Annotated in this window: 22 protein-coding genes and 1 pseudogene; 9 read left to right on the forward strand and 14 right to left on the reverse strand. The window is 57.3% G+C overall.

Going from position 1 to position 26,480, the window contains the following annotated elements:
- Positions 1-163 precede the first annotated feature (163 nt).
- The 3 genes from LZP73_RS04240 (at position 164) to LZP73_RS04250 (ending at position 5,068) form a co-directional block, all read left to right on the forward strand.
- Positions 164-1,624, forward strand: coding sequence for a sigma-54 interaction domain-containing protein (locus tag LZP73_RS04240; protein WP_234233189.1), 1,461 nt, complete (start codon positions 164-166; stop codon positions 1,622-1,624).
- A 155-nt stretch (positions 1,625-1,779) separates the two neighbouring features.
- Positions 1,780-3,204 (forward strand): cytochrome c oxidase accessory protein CcoG, encoded by a 1,425-nt coding sequence (gene ccoG / locus LZP73_RS04245; protein WP_234233190.1) that lies wholly within the window; start codon positions 1,780-1,782, stop codon positions 3,202-3,204.
- A 268-nt stretch (positions 3,205-3,472) separates the two neighbouring features.
- Positions 3,473-5,068 carry an AMP-binding protein gene (locus LZP73_RS04250; RefSeq protein WP_234233191.1) on the forward strand — a complete coding sequence of 532 codons (1,596 nt, stop codon included), beginning with the start codon at positions 3,473-3,475 and terminating at the stop codon, positions 5,066-5,068.
- Between the two features lie 148 nt (positions 5,069-5,216).
- On the opposite strand, the gene LZP73_RS04255 is transcribed toward LZP73_RS04250, so the two are convergent.
- A complete protein-coding gene (locus tag LZP73_RS04255) occupies positions 5,217-6,368 on the reverse strand; it encodes a DUF3103 family protein (RefSeq protein ID WP_234233192.1) in 1,152 nt (383 codons plus the stop codon).
- Between the two features lie 533 nt (positions 6,369-6,901).
- The gene (locus LZP73_RS04260) at positions 6,902-8,647 is read right to left on the reverse strand and encodes an ABC transporter transmembrane domain-containing protein (protein WP_234233342.1); all 1,746 of its coding nucleotides are present in this window, start codon (positions 8,645-8,647) and stop codon (positions 6,902-6,904) included.
- A 328-nt stretch (positions 8,648-8,975) separates the two neighbouring features.
- Between LZP73_RS04260 and LZP73_RS04265 the strand changes: the two genes are divergently transcribed.
- Positions 8,976-9,308 (forward strand): DUF2956 domain-containing protein, encoded by a 333-nt coding sequence (locus LZP73_RS04265; RefSeq protein ID WP_234233193.1) that lies wholly within the window; start codon positions 8,976-8,978, stop codon positions 9,306-9,308.
- Between the two features lie 180 nt (positions 9,309-9,488).
- Complete coding sequence (locus LZP73_RS04270; RefSeq protein WP_234233194.1) at positions 9,489-9,725, forward strand: hypothetical protein; 237 nt, start codon at positions 9,489-9,491, stop codon at positions 9,723-9,725.
- A 125-nt stretch (positions 9,726-9,850) separates the two neighbouring features.
- On the opposite strand, the gene LZP73_RS04275 is transcribed toward LZP73_RS04270, so the two are convergent.
- Positions 9,851-10,153, reverse strand: coding sequence for a winged helix-turn-helix domain-containing protein (locus LZP73_RS04275; protein ID WP_234233195.1), 303 nt, complete (start codon positions 10,151-10,153; stop codon positions 9,851-9,853).
- Positions 10,154-10,338: 185 nt separating this feature from the next.
- On the opposite strand from LZP73_RS04275, the gene LZP73_RS04280 reads away from it, so the two are divergent.
- On the forward strand, positions 10,339-10,890 hold the full coding sequence (locus tag LZP73_RS04280) for a DUF924 family protein (RefSeq protein ID WP_234233196.1): 552 nt from the start codon (positions 10,339-10,341) through the stop codon (positions 10,888-10,890).
- A gap of 18 nt (positions 10,891-10,908) precedes the next feature.
- Here LZP73_RS04280 and LZP73_RS04285 read toward each other — a convergent pair whose 3' ends face one another.
- A complete protein-coding gene (locus LZP73_RS04285; protein ID WP_234233197.1) occupies positions 10,909-11,340 on the reverse strand; it encodes a universal stress protein in 432 nt (143 codons plus the stop codon).
- Between the two features lie 60 nt (positions 11,341-11,400).
- Positions 11,401-11,784: an STAS/SEC14 domain-containing protein gene (locus LZP73_RS04290; RefSeq protein WP_234233343.1), complete on the reverse strand. Its 384-nt coding sequence runs from the start codon at positions 11,782-11,784 to the stop codon at positions 11,401-11,403.
- 170 nt (positions 11,785-11,954) lie between these two features.
- Here LZP73_RS04290 and LZP73_RS04295 point away from each other — a divergent pair, with 170 nt between their 5' ends.
- Both LZP73_RS04295 and LZP73_RS04300 read left to right on the forward strand, forming a co-directional pair.
- Complete coding sequence (locus LZP73_RS04295; protein WP_234233198.1) at positions 11,955-13,379, forward strand: coniferyl aldehyde dehydrogenase; 1,425 nt, start codon at positions 11,955-11,957, stop codon at positions 13,377-13,379.
- Complete coding sequence (locus tag LZP73_RS04300; protein WP_234233199.1) at positions 13,376-14,005, forward strand: TetR/AcrR family transcriptional regulator; 630 nt, start codon at positions 13,376-13,378, stop codon at positions 14,003-14,005. Before LZP73_RS04295 ends, LZP73_RS04300 begins: the two co-directional genes overlap by 4 nt.
- 8 nt (positions 14,006-14,013) lie before the next feature.
- Here LZP73_RS04300 and LZP73_RS04305 read toward each other — a convergent pair whose 3' ends face one another.
- The 9 genes and pseudogenes from LZP73_RS04305 to LZP73_RS04345 all read right to left on the reverse strand — a co-directional run.
- Positions 14,014-15,282: a sensor histidine kinase gene (locus LZP73_RS04305; protein WP_234233344.1), complete on the reverse strand. Its 1,269-nt coding sequence runs from the start codon at positions 15,280-15,282 to the stop codon at positions 14,014-14,016.
- Between the two features lie 74 nt (positions 15,283-15,356).
- Positions 15,357-16,757: a sigma-54-dependent transcriptional regulator gene (locus LZP73_RS04310; protein ID WP_234233200.1), complete on the reverse strand. Its 1,401-nt coding sequence runs from the start codon at positions 16,755-16,757 to the stop codon at positions 15,357-15,359.
- Positions 16,758-16,855: 98 nt separating this feature from the next.
- Positions 16,856-18,052, reverse strand: a complete 1,197-nt coding sequence (locus tag LZP73_RS04315) for an FtsX-like permease family protein (protein ID WP_234233201.1) — start codon at positions 18,050-18,052, stop codon at positions 16,856-16,858.
- 10 nt (positions 18,053-18,062) lie between these two features.
- On the reverse strand, positions 18,063-19,373 hold the full coding sequence (locus LZP73_RS04320) for an ABC transporter permease (protein ID WP_234233202.1): 1,311 nt from the start codon (positions 19,371-19,373) through the stop codon (positions 18,063-18,065).
- Between the two features lie 10 nt (positions 19,374-19,383).
- On the reverse strand, positions 19,384-20,154 hold the full coding sequence (locus tag LZP73_RS04325) for an ABC transporter ATP-binding protein (protein ID WP_234233203.1): 771 nt from the start codon (positions 20,152-20,154) through the stop codon (positions 19,384-19,386).
- 18 nt (positions 20,155-20,172) lie between these two features.
- Complete coding sequence (locus LZP73_RS04330) at positions 20,173-20,463, reverse strand: hypothetical protein (protein ID WP_234233204.1); 291 nt, start codon at positions 20,461-20,463, stop codon at positions 20,173-20,175.
- Entirely contained in the window at positions 20,463-21,725 is a 1,263-nt protein-coding gene (locus LZP73_RS04335) for an efflux RND transporter periplasmic adaptor subunit (RefSeq protein WP_234233205.1), read from the reverse strand. Before LZP73_RS04335 ends, LZP73_RS04330 begins: the two co-directional genes overlap by 1 nt.
- Before the next feature lie 388 nt (positions 21,726-22,113).
- Positions 22,114-22,497: an MAPEG family protein gene (locus LZP73_RS04340; RefSeq protein WP_234233206.1), complete on the reverse strand. Its 384-nt coding sequence runs from the start codon at positions 22,495-22,497 to the stop codon at positions 22,114-22,116.
- Between the two features lie 167 nt (positions 22,498-22,664).
- Positions 22,665-23,375 (reverse strand): annotated as a pseudogene (locus tag LZP73_RS04345) (cobalamin-binding protein); the annotation flags it as partial.
- Between the two features lie 390 nt (positions 23,376-23,765).
- Between LZP73_RS04345 and LZP73_RS04350 the strand changes: the two are divergent.
- Positions 23,766-25,823, forward strand: coding sequence for a M13 family metallopeptidase (locus tag LZP73_RS04350; protein WP_234233207.1), 2,058 nt, complete (start codon positions 23,766-23,768; stop codon positions 25,821-25,823).
- Positions 25,824-26,480 lie beyond the last annotated feature (657 nt).

Raw genomic sequence — 26,480 nt, forward strand, 5'->3', positions numbered from 1 at the left:
TAAATTATTTACGAACACGCATTTGGTATCGGGCAATGCATGAGGGACGGCCGGGGCACTCATGCACCAGATTGTGATCCCGATCTGATGCGCGATATGTCGTGAGTTGATTTTTGCCGCTATACTGAGCCAAAGTCGACAAGTGCAACCAGCGCCCATTTCTATGTCCCAGCCTAAACAGACACCAGAGCCAGCCTCGGCGGCATACCCAAGTTTTCTGCCGGAAAATACCCTACTGCTCAACGCCGTCGGTGAAGGCATCTATGGCTTCGATCTGGCGGGCAATGCAGTCTTCATCAACCCGGCCGCCGAACGCATGACGGGTTGGAAGAATGCCGAGCTGCTGGGCAAGAATATCCACGAATGCCATCATCACAGTCATGCCGACGGCAGCCACTATCCCAGGGAAGACTGCCCCATCTTCAATACACTCAAAGATGGTATCGCCAGGGAAATAGATCAGGATGTCTTCTGGCGCAAAGATGGCAGCAGTTTTCCCGTGCATTACACGTCCACCCCTGTCTACAAGGACAACAAGCTGGTGGGAGTAGTGGCGATATTTCGTGATATCAGCATCCAGAAACAGACGGAAGCCTCCCTGAGACAGGCGCTGTCACAGGTGCAGGCCTTATCCGAACGTCTCACCAGTGAGAATCACTATCTGCAGGCCGAGCTGGCGGACAAGAGTGGTGACATGGGGATCTCAGGCAAGAGCCCGGCGATACAGGAGATGCTCAAACAGATCCAACTGGTCGCCAACACCGACAGCACAGTGCTTATTTGTGGCGAGAATGGGACGGGCAAGGAATTGGTCGCCCGTAACCTGCATAGATTGAGTCATAGGCGGGATAAGCCGATGATCAGCGTCAATTGCGCCGCCTTCTCCGCCGCATTGCTCGAGAGTGAGCTGTTCGGCCATGAGAAAGGGGCCTTCACCGGGGCGACCCACAGGCGCAAGGGCCGCTTCGAACTGGCGGACGGGGGCACACTGTTTCTCGACGAGGTGGCCGAGCTGAGCCTGCAAGCCCAGTCCAAGCTCTTGCGGGTGATCCAGGAGCAGACCTTCGAACGTGTCGGCGGCAGCGATACCCTGAAGGTGGACATACGCCTGGTGGCCGCCAGTCACCACAACTTGCTGAAAAGAGTCGAGCAAGGCCTGTTTCGCATGGATCTCTTCTATCGGCTCAACGTCTTTCCCATCAATGTGCCGCCGCTGCGGGAACGTCTCGGCGACATTCCCAACCTTGTGGCGGACATACTCCCTAAACTGAATCATAAGCTGGGCAAGAAAATTCGCGCGGTCAGCCAGAAGGGGCTGGCCAAATTGGCCTCATATACCTGGCCCGGTAATGTCCGGGAACTGCAGAACCTGCTCGAGCGAGAAGCCATACTGGCCCAGGGCGAACTCTTGCACATAGGAACCATGCCCAGCACCTCACCCCCCCAGACGGGCGCACTGCCAACCTTGGCCGAGGCCGAAGCGGCACTGATCCTGCGTACCCTGAAACAACTCAACTGGCGCATCGCCGGCGACAAGGGGGCCGCCAGGCTCTTGGGGGTGCCGCCCAGCACCCTGAGATCCCGGATGCAAAAACTGGGGATCCAAAGACAAGCACCAGAGTAAAAACACGATATATCGCCAATAAGCGATATATCGTGTATTACGTCTGACGGGTTGAATTTAAAATCACGTAAAATCAATATGATACAGAAATTCATTGTTGGCCCGCGATTTGCTCTGACTCCTGATAATTCGTATGCAATACTTCAGGAAACCTTATGTCGAATCACAACCCCTCCCCCAGCCAGGTGCAACATGCCACTCCCCGTGCCATTCAGCAAACAATTCCAATCGTCCAGCTCGAGCCCGGCGGCGGCAAGATCCACTTCAGGGAGCAGAAAGGCGATTTCCAGCGATTGCGCACCCGGCTCAACAGCCTGCTGGTGTGCCTATTCCTGTTCATTCCCTTCCTGAACTACCAGGGACACCAAGCCATTCTGTTCGACATAGTGCAGCAACAGTTTTTCTTCTTCGGTATCAGCCTCTGGCCCCAGGATTTCACCCTGTTGGCCTGGGTATTCATCATCGCCGCCTTCGGACTCTTCTTCGTCACCGTCTTCTGGGGGCGGGTCTGGTGCGGCTATCTCTGCCCACAGACGGCCTGGACCTTCATGTTCTCCTGGGTAGAAAACCGCATCGAGGGCAACAGCAACAACCGCAAGGCATTGGATAAGGCGCCCTGGAGCCTGACCAAGTTCAGAAAGCGCCTGGCTAAGCATGGCCTCTGGGGACTGATGGCCTTGTTGACCGGCTGTGGTTTCATAGGTTACTTCATTCCCGCTCGCGAACTCTATGTCGACATCTTCAGTTTCAGCGCCGGCTTCTGGGTCACCTCCTGGGTATGGTTCTTCGCCCTCTGCACCTATCTCAATGCGGGTTGGATGCGGGAGATGATGTGCCTGCACTGCTGCCCCTATGCCAGATTCCAGTCGGTGATGTTCGACGCCAATACCAAGACAGTGACCTATGATGCCGCCAGGGGGGAAGCCAGGGGACCGAGAAAACGCAAACAGGAGACCCAACTGGGCGATTGCGTCGACTGTAATCTGTGTGTCGACGTCTGCCCGACCGGCATAGACATACGCAACGGCCTGCAGTACGAGTGCATCAACTGTGGCGCCTGTGTCGACGCCTGCAACCAAACCATGGAGAAATTCGGCTATCCCCTCAACCTCATAGGCTACGCCAGCGAGAATCAACTCAAGGGCCAAAAGCATGTTATCTGGCGCTCACCGAGATTCCTTGGCTATGGCGCCGCCGTGTTGATCATGCTGGTCATCCTGGGGCTGGACATGCGCAGCCGCAGCGAGATCCAACTGAACGTGATCCGGGATCGCCAGAGCCTGTACAGGGAAACCCTGGACGAGATGATAGAAAACAGTTACCGGCTCAAGATACGCAACAAGACCCAGCAGGACAGGGAGTATCAGTTGCAAGTCGGCGGCAATCCTCAGTATCGGCTGTTGGCCGACGCCAGGCTGCTGATCCATGCAGGTGAACAGCTGGACTACCCCATCACGGTTCAGGCACCGAGTGCCGCCCTGGATACGAGTCGCCAAACCATAGACTTTATCGTCACAGACATGGACGCAAACGGCCAGGCCCAGACTGTTTCTCAATCCTCGAGCTTCTTCAGCCACTGAGGCGCCGACTTAGCCCGCCGGCTCCACACCCCAAGTGCATAGCGCAAGTTATGCACCAAGGTCGAGCCGGCTGACCATTGCCATTTCACAGACTGACCATTTGCATTTCACAGCTCACAGCCACTGCCCGCTGCCACTGCCGGCCCAGGTTGGCGGCCAACGGCTTTTTTTCACTCCGGCATTGCCTCCCAAGCCATTCCACACTAATCTAAACAACTGTTTTATTTTATAATAACAATAATAAGCTTCGCGGCCAGAGGTAACAGAAATGCCCTATGATATAGATACCAAGCTGACATTGAGCCAATATCCGTCCCTGATCGACCTCATAGAACAGAGCTGCGAGCGTTATCAAGATAAGCCCGCCTATATCTGCCAGGGTAAGTGCAGCAGTTTCACCGAGATAGAAACTCTGTCGCGTCATTTCGCCGCCTACCTGCAGCATAGGACAGAGCTGAAGCCGGGGGATAGAATCGCCATCCAGCTCCCCAACATCACCCAGTTTGTGATCGCCGCCTATGGTGCCATCCGCGCCGGATTGGTGTTGGTCAACACCAATCCCCTCTATACCGAGCGGGAGCTCATCCACCAATTCAATGACTCGGGTGCCAAGGCACTGGTGGTGCTGTCGGATCTGCTGCCGACCCTGGCCAAGGTGATCAACAGTACCCGGCTGAGCCTGGTGATCTCCACCCATCTGCAGGATCTTATCTCCCCCCAGGTACACCCCAAGACGGGACTGAAAAATGTCGAGTTTTGCCAGGTGCTCGCCGAGGGAGCCAAGCTGACCTATAGCCGCTGCCATGCCACCCAAGACAGCTTGGCGGCGCTGCAATACACGGGCGGCACCACAGGCCTGTCCAAGGGGGCCATGCTGAGCCACGGCAACCTGATTGCCAATGCACTGCAATGCAAATCGCGCCTGGGCGATACTCTGGTCGAAGGTGAAGGCATCTATGTTGCGCCCTTGCCGGTTTACCACATCTACGCCTTCCTGCTCAATCTGGTGTTGTTTTTCGAGCGCGGCGCCTGCTCCCTGTTGATCGCCAATCCAAGGGACATAGGGGCGCTGATAAAGACACTGGCCAAATACCCCTTCACCGGGTTTGCCGGACTCAACACCTTATTCGTCGCCCTATGTCATCAGCAGGAATTCAAGGCGCTGGACTTCAGTCACCTCAAGCTCACCATCTCAGGCGGCACCGCCTTGACCCAGACAGCGGCCAGCCTATGGCAACAAACCACGGGCTGCACCATTTCCGAAGGCTATGGCCTGTCCGAGACCTCCCCAGTGGTAACACTCAACGCCCCTGGCCAGGAACAACTGGGCACCATAGGCAAGCCTTTGCTGGAGACCCAGGTGAAACTGCTGGATGAAGAAGGCCATGAAGTCGCCCCAGGGCAGGCCGGCGAGTTAGCGGTGAAAGGCCCTCAGGTGATGCAGGGCTATTGGCAGCAGCCGGAAGAAACCGCGGCTGTGATGACTGAGGATGGTTTCTTCAAGACAGGGGATATTGCCATGGTCACGGCCGCCGGCCTGTACAAGATAGTCGACCGCAAGAAGGACATGATCATAGTCTCGGGCTTCAACGTCTACCCCAACGAGGTAGAGGAAGTCTTGAGCCGTCATGCCGGCGTGCTCGAATGCGCCGTGATTGGGGTCGAGGATGAAATCACGGGTGAAGCGGTGAAAGCCTTCATAGTGCCGGCGGACCCTGAGTTCGAAGCCGCCGCGACCGAGGCGCAATTACTCGCCCATTGCCGTGAAGAACTGGCGGCCTATAAGATCCCGAAAATTATCGCATTCGTGCCGCAACTGCCCAAGAGTACCGTCGGCAAGATACTCAGGCGGGCCTTGCGCTGAGGCCTATCGGCGCCATCAGCAGCACGGCGCCGCATTTCCCGCTCTCAAGCTTCCCCAAAACTCAGTAAAACTCAGCAAAAAAAAGCCGGCTCAGTGAGCCGGCCTTGTCATACTGTAACGGCCAGAGGCGCAGCGCGCCTCCGGCGGCTTAACGAGGTTGAATAATCAAAGGTTCGAAGGTCGCAGTGGCATTGGCACTGGCACCCTTACGCCCAATATATTGCTGGCCTTCCATCAAGGTGTAGTAGACATCGACATAGTCATCGTCGTTGGTAAACCAGGCATCGGGCATGGCGCTCAGGATGCCATTGGTGATCTGGGGTATGATGGCGAATTGCTGCACCTCGGGATCCGGGATCAGCTTCATGATGGCCGTCGCCGCCTCCAGCAACTTACTGGCCAGATCTTTGTAGTTGGTACCATCGTCATGCTCCATCAGTATCATGTCGGCGGCGCCCCAACGATAGCGATCCCAGTGGATCACCACCTGATTGGGGTAATAAGTGGATTCGGCGTAATCCAGATAAGGCATTTCTACCACATCCAGCATGGGCTCATCGCGGCTGGGATCGACCCCAGTGACTATGCCATAGACCTCGGCCTTACCCGATATCCAGGGCTCCATATCGTCCTGCAGGCTGATCTCCTTGATCAGCGTCGTCGAAATGGGATTGGTCTCCGCCAGCGTCGTCAGGCTAAGTGCCTTGGCCTGAGCCGTTCCATCGGCCAGATGGGCGGCGAAGGTTTGGCGCATCTGCTCCATACCCGCCTGAAAGGCTTTTCTCTCATCCAAACCTATGACGAACACAGGCTGATCAGGCAGATTATAGACATCCAGCTGATGAATATTGCCCTGTATATCGAAGGCCTCGATATAATCCCAATGGCTGTCATCGCCATCCGGAGCGTAGGCAAACAACGGACTCTCGCCCTGTTGCCAATCGGCAACCATGGACTCATCGGCCAGGCGCAGCTGTACCAGTGAGTCTTGCATCTCATCCAAGCCCTTGGCATGGCGAATATGCTGATCGGCCTGACGCAATGCATTACCGTTCATCGTACTACCGGACAGCAACTCATCAGCATTTATCACTAGATCATACTGGGTGATTTTTTCACGCAATATGGGAGCCAACTTGGCGTACTGAGCACTGATATTCAGGGCTATATCACGCTTGCTGTCGGCGAGATTGACCTGGGTATCTGTGAGACTAAAATCGGCGGCTTCCCTGTCCTTGGCTTGAACCGCCAGTGACGAAGCAGATAATAAAAATATCAGGGTAGATGTTATTTTTTTCATGTAAGTTCCTATAAATTATTGTAAATGAGGCATCCAAACCTCGGGTGATATACCAGCATATGTCGAAGAAGATGTAAACAGAATGCAACGCATTTTCATTGCTCAAGATCCACTGCAGCTATGCAGTTAAAACAACATCGACATGGGCACCCGAAAAAAAAACAAGCCTAAACAAAAACATCTGCAGCATCGAACCCCAAGGTTCAAACGCTGGCGGCTGCAATAGTTAAATACTCTTTACAATTAAATATTTACAGCATGAAAAACTGTTTGAGATGGAATTCAGATATAAGAAGCAGGACAGGATACGGCGTAAAAGCGGAAGCCGCATGCCAGGGGATAGGCTTATGCTGGGTGATGACGCTTCGGGCATGGCTTTTGTCTATGCCACTGCCTATGTCATCATCTATGTCATCATCTATGCCATTATCTATGCCGCGACAAACAGGGCGCGAGGCGCGGCTGGGTCAGGGTGCTTTCGAGCCAGGAGCACTGCGACCAAGATCATAGCCCACGCCCAAACAGCCATAAGCCTAAGCCGGGCTAAAGGGCGCCTCGGTCAACAGCTGCAGGCTGGCAAACTCGCGATAGAGATCATTGCTGCTCATCAACTGTTCATGGGTACCGCTGGCAACCAAGTGGCCCTTATCGAACACCAGGATGCGGTCGGCGTTGACGACTGTCGAGAGCCTATGGGCTATGATGAGGGTGGTCTTGTTCTGCATCAGGCTATCGAGCGCCTGCTTGACTTTCTGTTCGCTGATGGCATCCAGGGCACTGGTGGCCTCATCGAGCAGGAGTATGGGCCTGTCGGCCAGTATCGCTCTGGCGATGGCGATGCGCTGCTTCTGTCCGCCCGATAACCGCACGCCCCGTTCCCCCAAATAGGTTTGATAACCTTCGCTGAACTCGCTGATGAATTCATGGGCCCTGGCGGCGATACAGGCCTGGACTACCTCCTGCTCGCTGGCATCTATCCGGCCATAGCGCACATTCTCCAGCACACTGGTGGCGAAGATCACCGCCTCCTGAGGTACCAGGGCGAACTGCTGCCTGAGCACCTCAGGGGCGAGCTCGGCTATGTCTATGCCATCCAGGCTGATACTGCCCTGACTCGGCACATAGAAACGCTGCAATAACTGGAACAGGGTACTCTTACCGGCACCGCTCGGGCCCACCAGCGCCACCCGCTCGCCGGGACTGACCCGAAACTCAACCCCGGAGATCACCGTCTGCGTCTCTTGGCTCGGATAGGCAAAATACAAGTCCGTCAGCTTGAGCTCGCCGCGAACCGGTGCAGCCAATGCCTTGGGCCTGGCCGGAGCAGGAATATCGACCGGGGCTTCGAGCAGTTCGAGCAGCCGCTCGGTGGCCCCGGAGGCACGCTGAATATCGCCTATCACCTCCCCTATGGTCGCCACGGCCCCCGCCACCAGCACGGCATAAAACATGAAGGCCGTGAGTTCACCGCCTGTCATGCTGCCGGCCATCACATCCAAGGCACCGACCCAGGTCACCAGGGCCATGGCCCCTATGCTCAAGAACATCACACTGGAGATCAACACGGCACGATAGCCGATCCTCGCCTTGGCCGCCGACATCACCTCTTCGACCCTGACACCGAAGTGCCGCCTGTCCTCGGCTTCATGACCGTAGGACTGGACTGTATGTATCTCGTGCAGGCTTTCATCCACATAGGCGCCGAGATCTGCGACCCTGTCCTGGCTCTGGCGGGCGAGTCTGCGCACCTTGCGACCGAAGAAGCTCACAGGGCCAAGCACCAGAGGCACGGCCAGCAATACCAGCAGGGTCATCTTGACGCTGGTCACTCCCATCATCACCAAGCCCCCCAGGACAGTCACCCCGGAACGCAGCGCCATCGACAGGCTGGAGCCCACCACGGTTTGCAACAGGGTGGTATCTGCGGTGAAGCGGGAGATCACCTCACCCGTGCGCAAGTTGGCGTAGAAGGTCGGCGACAGGGTCAACAGATGGTTATAGACCTTGATGCGAATGTCGGCACTGATGCGCTCCCCCAGCCAACTCATCAGATAGAAACGGCAGAACACGGCGCCGGCGCTCACGGCGGTGATGCCCAACAGCAGGAAGATGCTCCGGGCCAAGCGCGCGCCGCTGTCACCACCGAAGCCCTCATCGACCAATAGCCGTACCCCCTGCCCCAGCGACAGCCAGGCCAGGGAACCGATAAATAGAAACACCACGGCGGCCAAGACTTTGAGTTTATAGGGTGCCAGAAAACCTGCTATCCAGGGCAGCACAGATTTATAGCCGGCATCTTTGCCCCGACCCGGGGTTGGGCCCGAGCCTGTGTCGGCAAGCCGGGCGGCAGGGTTGCGACCGGCGGCTTCGGCAGCCGCCCCACTCTGACTGGAGGTTAAATTTTGGCTCACCTTGGCAATCCTTTAGGTAACATACTGATGTAGCAGCGGGAAGATCACTATACCTTAAGTTTAACCGCCCAGGCGACCCTATATCAGGGCAAATCCGGGTCAGGGCTTCACCGGCAGGAGGCTTTTGCTTTATAGTACAAAGAGTAAGTACACAGATTGTAGCGACAGTCATCCCAGCCGCGAGTAATGTATCCAGATGAAGAGCAACATTTCCAGCGAGACCCAAGAACAGGCCTTGAAACTGGCCAGAGCCACCCAAAGCCAGGGGCAAACCAAGGAGCAGACCAAGCTGATTGCCCAGGGGATAGAGAAAGGCATAGCCGAGTACAAGAAATTGCATAAGGCCAAGGCCAGGGAGAGGGATAAACTGCGTAAACAGCAACTCAGGTCCAAGAGTCGCAGCGGCGATGGCTGCCGGGAGCAAGAGGCAGCACTGCCGCAACCCCAGGCCGGCGGCCGGTTACCCTGGGTCTTGCTTGGGCTCAGCTGGGTAGGCTTCATCGCCTTTGTGCTGTTCAGCCATGGCTAACAGCAGTCGGCATGGCCAGACCTGCAGCACAGAAACCGAGTCACTCTCGGTTGCTGCCGGCATATCTGTCTATGGGAACCCGGTTTTACCCTTGGTCTCTTTCATGTGAAAATAACGTCTTGATATGCAAGAGTACCGGGATTAGACGGGTTTAAGGATTGAAAATATTGAGAGCATGGAATGACTAAATTACCTTTGATATTGGCGGCGTTACTGCCGCTGTGTTTGACGTCCGCTTGTGCCGAGCTGGCGTGCAGTGCCCGAACCGACGTCGACCCCTATGATCCTCTCCTCGACAAACAACGCTGTGTTGAACAGGTTGAAAAAAACATGGCGGACAAGGAGCGTGCCAAGCGTGAAGCCGAGAATAAGCGCGTGAAAGCCGCCTTGGCCGATGCCATGAGTAAAAAGCCCTAGGCGAATGCGCAATTGGCTGGTGAGCAGTCGGCCGCTCAGGGCTTATGGGGTACAGGATAAAAAGGGCTAAAGGACGGATGCGTCCGGCCCAGGCATTGGGACCCGGCTCTTTATTCCCATCCCCATCAGTCCCTGGCCAACAGCTCGCGGATCTCGGCCAGATGGGTATCGACCCAGGCGCTGCTGATCGGCCCCCAGGTCAGCACCCGATAGTAACCGGCATTATGACGCTCGCCATCCTGAATAAACTCCACCAGCACACCTATATCGGCGAAGGCACTGATGGCATCCTGCAAGGTGCGTCTCGGCATGCCGGTTAACTTGGCCAAAGACAGCAAATTATGCCGCTCATCGTCCATCAGGTGCGCCAGATACAGTTTGCGCAAGAACGCCTTTTGCTGCTTGCTGGCAGGACCTTGTAACACCATAGGGACTCCCGTCCTGATAATCATGCCCTCAAGCTACTTGATATTCGCCAAATAGCGCAATAGCTTAGCGAAAAAAAGCCTGCCCTCCACCGGCACTCCCATGGCCGTCAGCCTCGGCCTTGATGCCGGCAATGCCTTAGGTTAGATTAGTGGCAGCCAATCCCATCCACCCGAGGAAGATGCACATGACAACCCACCCGGAGGCCAAACAAATACTGGAGTTTTGGTTCCAGGAAATTACCCCGGGTCATTGGTGGAAGAAGGATGCGGCTTTCGACCTCCTGGTGGCAAAACGTTTCGGCGCCCAGCTCGAGCGGGCAAAACGCGGCGAGCTTTATCCCTGGCGCAATACGGTTCAGGGACGGCTGGCAGAAATCATCCTGCTGGATCAATTTTCCCGCAATGTCTATCGCGACACCCCGGATGCCTTCGCCGCCGATGCCATGGCCCTGGTCCTGGCCCAGGAGGCAGTCGCCGCCGGCCTGGATAAAACCTTGCCCCCCAGGCAGCTCGCCTTTCTGTACATGCCCTACATGCATAGCGAGTCGGCCGTCATCCAGGCAGTCGCAGTGAGCCTGTTCAGCCAAGAGGCGGTGGCCGGCAACTTGGACTTCGCGCTGCGCCATAAGGCCATCATAGACAGATTCGGTCGCTATCCCCATAGGAATGCCATTTTGGGGCGGACTTCCAGCGCCGAGGAGCTGGCATTTCTGCAACAGCCAGGTTCGGGTTTCTGAGCCGTACCGGCCTGTAGGCTATTTCACCACCAGCACAGGGCATTGAGCCCTGTTGGCCACGGCCTCGGCGACATTGGTATGCAAGAAGTGGGCTATGCCGGTGCGCCCATGACTGGCGATCACCACCATGCCGACTTCATCGCTGTCGATTTCTTCCAATATCTGCTCGGTGGCGTTGCCACGGCGGATCACAGTTTCTACCTTGAGCTCTGTCTTCAACTGCGCCAATAGCTTATGCATCTTATCGGCGGCTTCATCTTCCATGCTCTTGGCCAGCTCATCCGGGGTGATAGCCAACAGCATATAGTTTTCATCACCTATGGGTTGCTCGACCACATGGAGTATCTTGAGCCCGACGTGATACAGGTTGGCCATTTCTATGGCATAACGCAGGGCATGAGATGCGGTTTCGGAGAAATCCGTCGGCCACAATATTTTCCCGCTACGCATAAGCAATCTCCTCAATCACATGCGCGGCGTACGCCTTGGAGATGGCCACGCCGCCGTTGCTCATTCCTTCAACCAGTCCAGGGCATCCGTCTCATCCTGAAAATACCTGACCTTGATCGGCGTAAACCAGTCGGCCATCCGACTCATCCAATGTTGCAGCTCCGTCTTGCCCAGTATGGCGATCTTCTCGAATTGATGACCGTGTTTCAGCCCGAGTTTCAAGTCGTCCCACATGGCCCTGGCCTCCCAACCGTCCATTTCTGTCACATCCAGGAAAGCATAAATATCCGGTGATTTAACCCCGGCGATGGCCGACTCCAACATGGGGACCATGTACTCATAATCTGCGTGGGTCAGCTTGCCGACGGCCTTGATGTTGACGAAGAAGTCTCCCTCGCCATGCCTTTCTATACCTAGTGAAATACCGTGTTTTAACATAGTGATAGCCTCGTCCTGAATCCATGCCATGAGTTAAGTTTAGGCCTGGGCAGGGTAAAGATCAGTGTTTAAGATCAAACAAAGCGCACAAAGTTTGTCTCATTTCGATTAGGGGAGTAATATCAAACCGACTAATCAGTCGGTTAATTTGCCGGCACCGCAATCAGGAGAAAACCATGAATATGGTCGCAGAGGGAATAAGGGAGCTGTCTTTGGAAGAGGTATTACGCCACCAGCGCGCCGGCTTCAACGCCGAACCGGCCCCAGGCTATGAGCAGCGACGCTCACGGCTCGAATGCCTCAAGAGCGCGCTGCTCGGACATCGGCAGCAACTGGTCGAGGCCCTGAGTCAGGATTATGGCCAGAGATCGGCCGATGACAGCCTGATCGCGGATATTCTGCCCTGCATCAACAATCTCAATTACACCCTGAAGCACCTCAAGCGCTGGATGCAGCCCTCGGCCAGGCATGCCGGCATACTGCTGGCGCCGGCCAGGGTGAAGGTTCACTACCAGCCCCTTGGCGTCGTCGGCATCATAGTGCCGTGGAACTTCCCCGTGATGCTCTCCCTAGGCCCGCTGACCACGGCGCTGGCCGCCGGCAACAGGGCCATGCTGAAACTGTCCGAGTTCACCCCGGCCACCAACAAGGTGCTCAAGGCCATGCTGGCCCAGGTATTCGATGAGTCTGTGGTGGCCGTCATCGAAGGCGAGGCCGAGGTCGCCGCCGCCTTCTCGGCCCTGCCCTTCGATCATCTGCTGTTCACCGGCTCCACCACCGTCGGTCGCCAGGTGATGCGCGCCGCCGCCGCCAATCTAACCCCTGTGACCCTGGAGTTAGGCGGCAAGTCGCCGGTGCTCATAGCGCCCGACATGCCACTGGCCGAAGCGGCCACGCGCCTCATCTATGGCAAGTGCCTCAATGCCGGGCAGATCTGTATCGCCCCCGACTATGTGCTCTGCCCCAGGGAGAGCGTGGGAGCCCTGGTGCAGGCCTACAAGGCCAGGTTCGCCGACCTCTATGGCAAGGTGACCGACAACCCTGACTATGGCTGCATCATCAACCAGCGCCAGTTCGAGCGCCTGCTGGCCCTGCTCGAGGATGCCGAGGCCAAGGGCGCCGACATCATCCCCGCCACAGACGAAGACATAGACATGGCGCAACGCAAGCTGGCGACTCGGCTGATCACCGGAGTGACTGAGGATATGCGCTTGATGCAGGAGGAGATCTTCGGTCCGCTGCTGCCCATCCTGGCCTATGACGCCCTCGACGAGGCCCTGGCCTATGTCAATGCCCATCCCCGCCCCCTGGCCTTATACCTGATGAGTTTCGACGCCCACACCCAGCAAAAGGTGCTGGAACAGACGCATTCCGGTGGCGTCTGCATCAATGAGACTGTATTCCATGTGGCGGCCGACGATGCCCCCTTCGGCGGTATAGGCCCTTCCGGCATGGGCCACTATCATGGCAGGGAAGGCTTCATGACCTTCAGCCACGCCAAGACAGTGCTCAGCCGCGGCAGGTTGAACACGGGTAAGCTGGTGCATCCGCCCTATGGCGGCTGGATCCAAAGGCTGCTGATGAAGGTCTTCCTGCGATGATGGCGACAAGCAAGCCACAGACAGACAAGCGCCGGGCGATTCTGGACAGTGCCCTCAGCCTCTTCGTCGAGCAGGGGTTTCATGCCAGCTCGACGGCTTCGATAGCCAGGAATGCCGGTGTCGCCACCGGCACCCTGTTTCACCATTTTCCCAGCAAGGATGCCCTGCTGGAATGCCTGTTTCTGGAGATAAAGCAGGAATTTGCCGACGCCATCCTGGCCGGCTATCGCAGCGGCACCGGGCCGAGTGGGATACCGCAGACAGAGGAGAGTCAGGGCATGAGTCTGCAACGAGCCGCCAACCTGTTATGGCAGAGCGCCATAGACTGGGGGTTGCAACACCCGCAGAAGCAGGCCTTCTTTCAGCAGTATGCCATGTCACCCGCCATCGCCGCGCCGGTGCGCGCACAGGCGATGAACCTCATACTCGGCTTCATAGGCCAGCTCATCTGTCAGGGGCAACGCCAGGGACTCATCGCCGATTATCCCCTGGCGCTGATGCTGGAAAACTGCCAGGGCCAGTACCTCGCCGCCAGCCGCTTCTTCCTGGATAACCCCCAACTGGGCAAGGATGAGAGCCACAGGCAGGCCAGCTTCGCACTGTTCTGGCGAGCCATTGCACTTTAGGCCTGACGTCAGGTCATGGGCAACCAGCAACTGACGCTCAGGCCACCGCCCTGACGGTTGCTCAGACCGATGCGGCCTTCGTGGGCTTCGATGATCTCCCGGCACAGCGCCAGTCCCAGGCCTGTGCCGGCCTGCTTGGTCGAATAGAAAGGCAGCAGCGCCTGCTCCAACACTTCGGCCGACATCCCAGGGCCCCTGTCATCGACATGGATACTCACCCCCTTGCTGCCACCCTGCTCGCCACTGACTATGCTCATGCTGATGTCCTCCGGCGCCGAGCCGGACTCATGGGCATTCTTGAGCAGGTTGAGCAACACTTGCTCCAGTTGAATAGGATCGCATAACCCGGGCGCCTCGGGCAGGGGCGCCGCCAGGCTGAAGGGATAATGCTGCGCCAGCTGGCCCGTGAGCTTGGACCAATCGATGGCTTCCAGCTTGGGCAGCGGCAATCTGGCAAACTTGGCATAATCTGAGATGAACTGGCTCAGGTGATGAGTTCTGTCGGCTATGGTGTCGAAGATCAGCCTGAGTTTGGGCTCGTCCAGGTCCTGGGTCAGCAGCTTGCCGGAATTGACCATGGAGGCGATGGGCGCCACAGAGTTGTTCAGCTCATGGCTGATGATGCGGATGACCTTCTTCCACACGGCCACCTCCTGGCGGTTCAACTCCCGGGTGAGCTGCTTGAGCAGGATAAGCTGGTGGCGCTGATTGTTGAGCAGAAAGCGCCCGCGGCTCAGGTGCCAGGTCTCGGGTTCATCCTCTCCCATCACGAACAGGCCGTCCTTGCCCTGAGCCACTGCGGCCACCAGCTCGGCAGGCATTGCGCTCAGCAGTTCATCCAGCATCAAACCATCGACCCTCTGGCCCTGGTAAAATAGATGCCGGGCGGCATCGTTGGCATAGAGCACCCGCTGGCGATCGTCCAGCAGCAACATCACGTTGGGGGAACTCTGGATCACCTTGTCCAGCAACAGCTCCCGCTGATATATGTATTGGCGCTCCTTCCTGAGTTTATCGGCCGCCTCGTTGAACAGCCGCGCCAGCCCCTGCAGCTGGGGATCGCCGCTGACGGGAATACTGACACTGAAATCATTGTCTTTGAAATTCAGCAGGCCTATCTCCAGCGCCGCCAGGCTCCTGGCCAGGTTGCGGGTCAGCACCAGGCCACAGCCCCAGGCCAGCGTCAGGGAGAGCAGGCCGGCCAGCCAGAAAAAACCCGTCCCCAGCCACAACTGCACCCCATAGGCGAGTCCGAACCCCAGGATGCAGGCTAACATGGAAAAAGCGATTAACTTGGTTCTCAGTGACACAGATACTTCCTTAATACATGGGCTTAATGCCTGACTCAGCCTCAGCTCCCTATGCCGAACTTTTCCATCCGCCGGTACAAGGCCTGGCGACTGAGTCCAAGCGACTTGGCCACCCTGGCGATCACCCCCTTATGCTCGGCCAAAGCCAGCTCTATGGCGTGCTTGCTGATGTCCTCGGCCGGATGCGCCGATGTCGGGACGGGCTGGGGCGCGGCCGCAGAACCAGCGGCCGCCTGGACTGGGGCATTGACGGCTGGCGGCGCGCCATTGGCGAGTGCCAGACCAAAGTCGGCGGCGGTTAACAGCCTGGCCTGTGCCAGCAACACGGCGCGTTTGCAGGCATTTTCCAGTTCACGCACGTTTCCCGGCCAGGGATGGGCCAACAGGGCCTGCTTGGCCTGCTTATCCAGAGTGAACTTGGGGCCGATGAAGTGCTGCACCAAGGGCAGAATATCGTCCTTGCGTTGATTGAGCGGTACCAGGGCCAGTTCGATCACATTGAGGCGATAGAAGAGATCCTCCCGAAAGCGGCCCTTGGCTATGTCGTCCGCCAGATCCGCATTGGTGGCGCTGAGCACCCGTACCTTGACCTTGCGGGTCTGATGGCTGCCCAGACGCTCGAATTCGCCGGTCTGCAACACCCGCAGCAACTTGACCTGACCGGACAGCGGCAGGTTACCTATCTCATCCAGGAACAGGGTGCCGCCGTCGGCAGCTTCGAAGCGCCCCAACCTCGCCTTGGTGGCGCCCGTGAAGGCCCCCGCCTCGGCACCGAACAACTCGGCTTCGAGCAACTCCATCGGCAACGCGCCGACATTGACCTTGATGAAGGGCTTGTCCCTGAGTGACGAGTTGGCGTGTATTATGTCGGCCAACTTGTCCTTGCCGGCGCCGTTGGGGCCGGTGATCAACACGGACACATCGGATTTTGCCAGCTGCAGCGCCAGATCGACACAGCGCTGCATGGCGCCGCTGGCAAACACCAGGCCGCAGAGATCCGCACCCACTATCGCCGCCATTCTCTGGGTCTCGACCCGCTCCAGGCGGTTGTTGGCGCTGGACAGCTTATACAGGGAAACCAAGTTATTGATGCTGTTGAGCAGCTTGGCATCATCCCAGGGTTTACCCATGTAATCGGCGGCGCCGGCCTTGACCAGCTCCACCGCGGTTTCCAACTGGGTCCAGGCCGTCATCAGTATGATGGGGATGTCGGGTTGCGCCTCACGCAGGGCATAGAAGAGGCTCTTGCCCTCCTCCCCCGAAGTGGTGTCTCGGGTGAAGTTCATGTCCTGGATCACCAGCGAGATGTCCTGTTGTGACAACAATGCCAAGGCGGCTTCCGGCGTATTGCGACACAAGGTCCGATAACCGTGGAGTTCCAGCATGAGTGCCAGCGCACTGCAAATGGCCGGATTATCATCGACGACGAGTAGGGTATCCATAGTCTTGAGTTCTGATTCTTATATGAAAATAGCCAATTTAATAACAACTTAACCTAAAGCAGGACAGATTTCTAATCCTATCCTGCTCGAGTGCCGGGTCAGACGCTGCGGGTGGCGAGCGCAGGTGAGATATCGGCGGCCTTCCTGGCGGGGAAAAATACCGCCATAGTGGTCACCAACAAGAGTCCCGCCAGGGTCAACAGCGGATAGATGAGCTCCAGCTTGGGCAGGCTGTAGAACTTCATCAGCTGCTGGCCCAGCAGCACCGCCAGCAGGGCCCCAAGGATGCCGCCGGCGAGGCAGATGAGGTAATTCTCCACCAGGAAATAACTCATGATGTCGCGCTTCTTCGCCCCCAAGGCCCTGCGGGTGCCTATCTGCTTGGTGCGGCGCTGGATATTGAACATCACCATGCCGGTCAGCCCCAGTGAGGTGATGAGCAGCAGCAGGACCACCATCATGGACAGCACAGCCACCATCAGCTCGTGGTCGCGATAGGAGCTGGCCTTAAGCTCGCCAATGGTTTCGAAGTGATTGATGACGCGATTGGGGTTTTCCTTCAGCAGCGCCGCCACAATCGCCTCCTTGAGCTCGGCATGATGTTGCGGCTTGGCACGCACCAGGTAGGAGAAACCCGCATAGTCTACGTTCTGAATGATGCTGTTTTCCAAGTCGGCACTGTCGACCCAGGCCCCCTGCAGTTTCTCGACCACACCTATGACAGTGATCTGGGAGTCCCCCTCATAGAGCACCTTGCCCAGCGCCGACTCATCCGGCCAGGAAGCCTTGGCCAGTGCCTGTGACACGATCGCCAACTTGCTGCTGCTATTCAAGTGTTCTGTGATTTCATCGGCATAGAAATTGCGCCCTTCCACCAGCTTAAGCCTCAAGGTGTTAAGGGTATGATCTGTGCCCAGGTACATGGCAAACTGAGGTGTCGACTTTGTCGTATCGGGATCCGGGCCGAGATTGAGGGTGCTGGACCAACCGCCGCCACTGAGGGGCAACATATTGGTCGAGGTGGCATCTATGACATTGGGCAACCCCTGCAGGATCCGCTGATCCAGTTTGTTCTGCTGGACTTTATCCATCGCCGGATCGAAGTTATATGTCCTGAAACTCAGGATCTCTTCCTCGGCTATCCCCGAAGGGCGCTGCATCAGCACCAGGCGCTCATGGATGATGAAGCTGGCGTTGGCCACTATGGCCACAGACAATATGATTTGAATAAGCAGCAACAGCGGACCGCTTTTGCTGCGCAGCAGGCTGCTCAAGATAGGTTTGATATGCAACATGGTCAGTCCCTTATTGGCTTTTCAGGTAAACGCTTGGCTTGGTGCGGCACACCACCCAGGCGGGATAGAGGCCGGCAATGACGGCGGTGCTGATGGCGATCATGGGCGTGATGAACCACATGCTGAGATCCAGCCGTGTCAGCCCCTCGGTCACCTCGAAACGCGCCGCCAACAGCTGCAGTGCACCCCAGGCCCAGATCAGACCCACGCCGCCCCCCAGGAAGCCGATGAAGCCGACTTCGACCATGTACTGGGCGAAAATCTGCCCGCGGCTGGCCCCTATGGCACGGCGCACCCCGACCTCGGGCGCCCGCTTGAGAAACTTGGTCAGCAACAGGCCGAGGATATTCACCAGACAGACGGTCAGAAACAGCGCACTCAGGCCGACCAAGATCTTGTTGTCTTCCGGCACCACATGGTTTAACTCCAGCCAGGCCGCAACGTCGCTGAGTTGCACTGATTCGCCGGGCAACTTGGTATCAGTGAAACGCCCGAGCAATTTCTGCTGCTCGACATAGCGGGTCAGCCAGGTCAGATAGGCAGAATGCTGCTCTGTGTCCGGCAGTTCAACCCAGTATTCCAACCAGACTTTCTCCGAGGTGAAGCGATCGCCATAGCTGTTCATGGGTTCAAATTTCCACCCAGAGGTGTTCCCCCAGACATCAAACTCTTCCAGCGGCGTCAACGAGAAGGGCACGAAGAGTTCCTCGGTATCATTGAAGGCGCCATTGGTTGGGTCGTAGTATTTGGGCTGCGGGTTCCACTCCTTGATGACCCCGACCACCTGATAAGGTTTGCGATTGAGGTACATGACCTTGCCGACACTGTTTTGCCCGGCAAACAACTCGCGATTCAATTTCTCGCCTATCACCACCTGGTAGGCAGGCTCGGTATCGACGACCTTATCCCAGGCTCCGCCGTAGAGAAAAGGCACGGAAAACAACTGGAAAAAATCGCTGTCGGTCACTCGAATGCCTTTCAATACAGGCACAAATTCCGGATCGTCGGTTTGCACCGCCATGCCGCTGCGGAACATGGCGGCCTGGTGTGACGGCAGCGTGTTGCTGCGCAGATTCATCGCATCCTGATAGGTCACCAGGGAATTATAACTTTCCCAGGAATCCGGCCCCTGACTCCAGAGCTGCACCGCATTGAGCTGGTTAGAGCGCTCTCCGGCCGGATTGAACGCCATCATCTTGTAGACATTGAGCGTGGTGATGGTGATGCCTATGCCGATGGAGATGGCCAGCACCATGAGGAGTGACAAGAAAGGCGTCTTCCTGATGCTGCGCCAGGCGAGATCCACATAATATAAGAACATAGCTATCTCCTCAGGCGCTGGCTTTGGCTTTGGCGGCAAAATCGGCAGCCAGGTCGGCAAGGGGGGTCAGCTCTTGATCCTGGCGCAGCCCCTGCTGCCGACCCAGACCGGAAGCGGCGAAATCACATACCTGGCCATCGACTATCTGGATATTGCGCTGGGCGCGGCGGGCCAGTTCAGGGTCATGGGTCACCATTATGATGGTGGTGCCTGCCTGGTTGATCTTCTCCAGCAGCTCCATCACCTGGCGCGCCATCAGGCTGTCGAGGTTACCCGTAGGTTCGTCGGCGAGCAGGAATCTGGGCTCCCCCGCCAGGGCGCGGGCAATGGCGACCCTCTGTTGCTGGCCACCGGACAGCTGGGTCGGCAGATGCTTCATCCTGGCACCCAGTCCCACCTGCTCCAGTGCCTGCTCGACCCTGCGCCTGCGCTCGGCGGCCTTGATGCCGCGATAGCGCAGCGGCACTTCGACGTTTTCGGCCAAGTTCAGATCCGGGATCAGATTGAAGCCCTGGAAGATGAAACCTATCTTCTCGTTGCGTACCGCGGCGCTCCTGTTATCGCTCAGGTTGGAGACATCGACACCATCGAGCAGGTATTCGCCGTGGGTGAAGCCTTCCAGCATGCCTGCTATGTTGAGGAAGGTGGTCTTGCCCGACCCAGAGGGACCTGTCACTGCGACAAATTCCCCTTCGTTGACCTCGAGATTAAAGTCGCGCAGTGCATGGGTCTCGACCAGATCCGTCTTGAATACTTTGCTGATATTTCTCATAGATAACATAGTAATTTTCCTTTTAATTTATTTAGGCGCGTTGCGTAGCAAACCGCAGATTACATCCCACACACTGGCCAGTAACTCCCGCAACAGCTCGGGGAATAACTGACTCACACAGATAACCTCGGGCCTGGCTGAGCCCTGAGTCCATTCCAACAGGTTCACACTCAGCAAGAACCAGGAGTTGAACTCGGACAGACCCACTTCTATTCCGGCCGCCAACATGAGCAGGACCACCAGGGTCAGCAGCTTATGCTTCACCGCCTTGGCCGTTAATGCCGCGGCGCTCAGGTACTGTTCAGCCGACTTGTACATCAGCGTACCCTCACCTGCTGCGCCTGACCGAAGCCCTCCAGGCTGGATATCACCCACACGTCCCCTTCCTGGCCGCCGCCGAGCACTTCGACATCGCTCATGCTGCGGGCACCCAACTTGATCTTGGTCCTGCTGGCGACATCGCCCTTGACCACATAGGCCAACTCGCCGCCACCACTGGTGACGAAGGCGCCGCGTTTCACCATCAAGACGTTCGGCCTATTCTCCAACAGAACCCGGGCCGACAGCCGCTGGTTCTGGCGTAGCTTGAGCCCAGAGTCCTGAGCGAAACGTACCCGCGCCGTCACCTCGCGGTTGCGCACTTCCGGCGAGATGGACGACAGCTGTCCCATCAGGGTCTCGCCGCCGAAACTCAGCTCCACATCCATGCCCAGCCCCAGCTCATCGGCATAGGATTCGGGCACCGCCAGTTCGGCCTCAAAGGCACTGAGATCCACCACGGTCAAAATGGGCTGACCGGCCGAGATGCGTGCCTTCTGCTCCGTCAGCCAGTTGCCTATGATGCCATCCACAGGGGCCTGGACATCGAGCGCCGCCACCTGCCGCTGCAGCTCGGTCACCACCAGCGCCTGACGCTCAACCTCGAGCGCCTTGTTTTTCAGCTCGAAGCTCAGGGTATCTTTCATCAGCGCCGCTTCCTGCTCGGCGTGCTTGAACATCAACTCGGCCTTATGCAGCTCGTCCTTGCCCTTCTCATAATCTATCTTGCTGATCAGACTGGCCTGGATCAGCTGTTCACCACGACGGCTCTCCCTGTCCGCCGCCTCCATGTCGACCCGCGCCATGTCCAGAGCCTTGTTGGCCTGCAGTTGCTCTCGTCTGGCATCCAGCTTGGCCCGCTCCAGGCTGCCCTGCAGGCCGGCGAGCACCGCCTGTTGTTGCCTCAGGTTGCTGGTCAGCTTGGGACTGGCGATGTTGGCCAACACGTCCCCCTTGGCCACCTTGTCACCCGGCTGACTCAGCAGGGTGACAGTGCCTTCCTCCGTGCTGTAGAGGATAGGCGCATTGGCGGCCACTATCTTGCCCGTGGTGGCTATGTCACGCACCAGGGTGCCGCGGGTCAGGGTCGCCACTTTCAGCTCGGTGCCATCGACTGACTTGCTGACATCGCCGCCATCCAGGCCGGCCCACACCAGGGCACTGACAAGCACGGTGGCGGTGGCGACCAGCAGTGGTAACTTGAGCCTGCGCCTCAAGCCGGGTTGTAACACCTTGTCCTGGCCACTGGTATCCTTGATCATCCTTTATTCTCCCGCATCATCATCGTCTAATCGAAACTGTCCGCACCCGCTGCCCGGGTGCACCATGGAAAGCTATAAAGCAGGGAGTGTGCCAATATTAAATTGTCATTATATTTCATATAGATATACTTTTATCTTGATGAGCCAAGGGGAATAAGTGTCCGCGGACACGGGGAAAGTGTCCGCTGTTCGGCCGGGGAAGAGTAAAAGTGTCCGCGGGCCGTATGGACACTTTCCAGGATGCTGAATCTCTGTACCTGCAACACGTACTGCTCAGTCAGAATGTGCCAATTGGGACCCTATGGCTGCCGAGCACCGCGCAGCGCATCAGCTGCCGCGGGCTTTGCACTGTGACGCCAGTGCCAGTTTTGGGGTGCCACTTAGGTTTTTAAAACACCTGCCAGAAGATGCCGAAGCTGGCGAGGGTGGCGATGAACCAGGACAGGGATCTCAGGCTGCCTTTATTGAGCAAATACAAGCAGTGGTACGCCAGGCGGGCGGCGATATGCACCAGCGCCAGGGTCGCGGCCGTGTCGTTGACCTTATCTGTGGCGATCACCGCCAAGACGGCCAAACCGAAGATCAGCAGGGATTCGAAGGCGTTCTGATGCGCCGCCAGCGCCCGGGCGCCGAAGCCGGTCAGGCTCGCCTCCTGGATCCTGGGATAAGCGTTATCATAGCCGCCGGCTTTGGCCATGGCCCAGGCCAGCGGGCCCTTGGCCAGGTAAGGCAATAGCATGGCGACAAACAGGGATATCAATAGGGTATTCATGGCAATTCCTTTTAAAAACGATTCCAGCGTTCAATTCCAGGCCCTTTGCATCGGGCTTTAGGCTCTGAGTATTAAATACCTGGCCTCGTCTGTACAGGCTCTTTATTTACAGACTTCTTATCTACAAGCTCTTTATTTACAGGCTTTTTATTTACAAGCTCCGGCTCCCTGGCCTTATCCAGCGCATCACACACCAAGCGTACCCCCTGCAGGGCCCTGGGCGCGGCCCTGTGCAGCAGATCTGCGTCGAGTTGATAGATATGCCCGCCCTTTACCGCCGGGATCTCCGGCCACTTGGACCAGTCCAGGCCATGCACATTACCCTCATCCCGGCTCTGGAGTATGACCTGCGGCATGGTCAACAAGACGTTTTCCAAACTGACCTGGGGATAGTCGCTGGCGGCCTGGTAGAACACATTCCGCCCATGGCAGACTTGGATGATCTGCTGGATCCAGCTGTTCTTCGCCACCGTCATCAGGGGGCTGGACCAGAGCTGGTAGAAGACAGATACCTCGGGCTTGGCCTGGTTCCGGGCCCGAATTTGCGTCAAAGAGGCCAGAAAATCCCCGGCCACTTGGTTCGCCTCTGCCTCATGGCCCACCAGTTTACCCAGGTCCTGCAGCTCATGGGCTATGGCCTCCAGCGTCTTGGGATTACTGTGATACAGCTTGAAGCCCAGGGCTTGCAACCGGGCTATGTCTTCGACCTTGTTGCCCGAGTCCCACACCAGCACCAGATCCGGATTGAGCTCTATCACCTTCTCTATCTGGATGCCGTAGTAACCGCCGATGCGGGGGATCTGCCTGGCCGCCTCGGGATAATCTGCATGATCTGTGGTGGCAACTATGGCGTCACCCGCCCCTATGGCGTAGAGCATCTCCACCCCATGGGGCGACAGAGCTATGATGCGCTTGGCCGGGTGCTCCTTGGCAACCGAGGGCTCGTTCCCCGCCTGGGCCAGAGCCAAAGGCCCATACAGGCCGAATAACAGCGCCATGGATATCAACATCCGGCTCATATGTTTCATGGTTTTTTCCCTCGTGAATGAACGGCCCTGACTAAGCAGCGATAAAGTAACATGAAAATGCCCTTTCATTGAGAGCTTGATTCGGCATCAAGGCTCAGGTTAGTCAGCAGATCCAGGCACAAAAATGTAACATTTAATGAAACTCGCTCTCGGAGCGATTGCAGTTTGCTAAACTGACCGCCGCTATGCCACGCTCTCCAGCCATTACCCCATAAATAACAAGAACAAGGACGGATTTAAATGATACTCAAGAGAAACCTGCTCGCCGGCGCCGTGCTGCTGGCCCTCGGCGCTTGTGGTACCCAAACCTCGACCACAGGCGCATCCACTGCAGCGACCGAGGCCAAAGCGTCGGGTGTCGACATGGCGGCACTCGATACTAAGGTGCGCCCCCAGGATGATTTCTATCAATTTGCCAACGGCGGCTGGCTGGATAATACCGAGATCCCGAAAATCTACTCCGGCTACACCATCTACCACCAGGTCTATGAAGATGCCGAAAAAAGTCTGCTGGAGATCATCAAGCATGCCGCCGCCAGCAAGGCCAAGCCGGGCACAGAAGCCCAGAAGGTCGGCGATACCTATGCCAGCTGGATGGACACAGCCAATATCGAAGCCAAGGGCCTGACGCCGCTAGAGGGCGAACTGCAAGCCATAGCCGCGCTCAAGGGGCAAGACGGCTTGGTTGAACTGTTCGCGCAGATGATCCGCGATCAACAGGAAGCGCCGCTGGGCATGTATGTGTCACCGGATCTGAAAGACTCTTCGCAATATGCAGTGTATTTCTACCAGAGCGGCCTGACCCTGCCGAACCGAGATTACTACCTGGATAAAGACAATCAGAACTTCGCCAACATTCGCGAGCAGCTCCCCGCCTTCATCCAAAAAATGCTGAGCTTTACCGATGCCGGCATGACACTCGAGCGCGCCAATGCCGTGTATCGCCTCGAGCATAAGATCGCCGAACACCAGTGGTCGCAGGTTGAGAACCGGGACGATGAGAAGACCTACAACCCCTACAAGCGCAGCGAGTTGCCGCAACTGGGTCAACACCTGCAGTGGCAGCCCCTGATGGCGGCATTGGGCTTGAATGAGGTCAACCGCGTCATCATAGGCCAGCCCAGCTATTTCAGCGCCCTGGATAAACTCATTGCCGAAACGCCCTTGACCGTGTGGCAAGACTACCTCAGCTTCCACTTGGTGCTGGGCTACGCCGGCGACCTGCCTGCGGCCATAGACAGCACAGCCTTCGAGTTTATGGGGCAGAAGCTGCAGGGCCAGAGCGAGCAGACGCCACGTTGGAAACGCGGTGTCGGCAAGGTCAATGGCGCACTGGGTGAGGCCGTCGGCAAACTCTATGTCGAGCAACGCTTCCCGGCCAAGGCCAAGGAAAAGATGACAGAGCTGGTCAACAACGTGCTGGCGGTATTCGACGACAGCATAGACAAGCTGGATTGGATGAGTGAAGCGACCCGCAAGGCCGCCAAGCTCAAGCGCTCCCAGTTCACCACCAAGATAGGCTATCCCGATGTCTGGCGCGACTATTCGGCACTGACCATAGTCCCTGGCGATCACTTGGGCAATATGCAGCGCGTGCATGCCTTCGACTATCAACGCCAACTCGACAAGCTGGGTAACCCCATAGACAAGAACGAGTGGTTCATGACGCCACAGACGGTCAATGCCTATTACGACCCGACCAAGAACGAGATAGTGTTCCCGGCGGCGCGCCTGCAACAACCTTTCTTCCAGCTCGATGCCGACGATGCCATCAACTATGGTGCCATAGGCGGGGTGATAGGCCATGAGATCAGCCATGGTTTCGACGACAGCGGCAGCAAATACGATGGCCAGGGCAACCTGCACGACTGGTGGACCAAGGCCGACAGAGCCGCCTTCGAGGCCCGCACCCGGCGCCTGGTCGAGCAATATAACCAGTTCTCCCCCATAGAAGGCATGACGGTCAACGGCGAACTCACCCTGGGTGAGAACATAGGGGATCTGTCCGGGGTCACCATGGCCTACCGCGCCTATATCCGCAGCCTCAAGGGCAAGGAAGCGCCGGTGATCAACGGCTTTACCGGGCCGCAGCGTTTCTTCATCGGCTATGCCATGTCGCGCAAGGGCAAGTACAAGCGCGAGACCACGGTCAGCCGCCTGGCCTCGGATCCCCATTCACCGCTGCAATACAGGGTCAATGGCGTCTACCGCAACCTGACCGAGTTCCAGCAAGCCTTCGACGTCAAACCCGGCGACGGCATGTACCTGGCACCCGAGGACAGAGTACAGCTCTGGTAAGGGCCAAAAATCGTCCCCTTCCCCCAAAAAAAATAGAAAGCAGACCTGACAGGCCTGCTTTTTTATTTGGTACAGGCTTAGCCAATAAATGGCATGCCTGTTCAGACCCTCACGTCGTTTGAGAAGAGCGTAAAGTCGTGGGCATCCCGCCCACACCCGGGCAAGGAGGACTGCTCGTCCTGTCCTCCTTGCATCCACCTTGACGCCCCGACGAAGCGGACAGCCCCTCGGGCTTATGACGCCAATTGGCTATCGCGTCAGACGCTCATCCCTGATTCGACTGACGTTGCTTCGGCATCCATGCCTCGCCACGCCATTGACGCCAATGCCCTTCGGCCGCTTCGATGGGGATGGGTGTCATCCGCAGCCAAGTTGGTGATATTGAGTTTGAAAAGAGTTTTGGATGTCTCTGACTTTCGCCTTGGTATCGTAACGACACATCTGGGGTGGCAGCGGCAATTTCAGGCCAACACGATACGAAACAGGGCTGTGTTATCGATCGTCCGGCCTGGGAAAGAAATCCGGCGGAGCCTTCAGTACCAGATTAAAGAGTCAACTTCTCGTTGGGCAATACTGGAATATATCAAGCGAGTTCATGCCGGAGGCATGCCAAAATTATGAGGGGCCCCTCCAGCACCCCGCTAAGGGGCACAAATA

Source organism: Shewanella sp. AS16 (assembly GCF_021412365.1).
Taxonomy (GTDB): domain Bacteria; phylum Pseudomonadota; class Gammaproteobacteria; order Enterobacterales; family Shewanellaceae; genus Shewanella; species Shewanella salipaludis.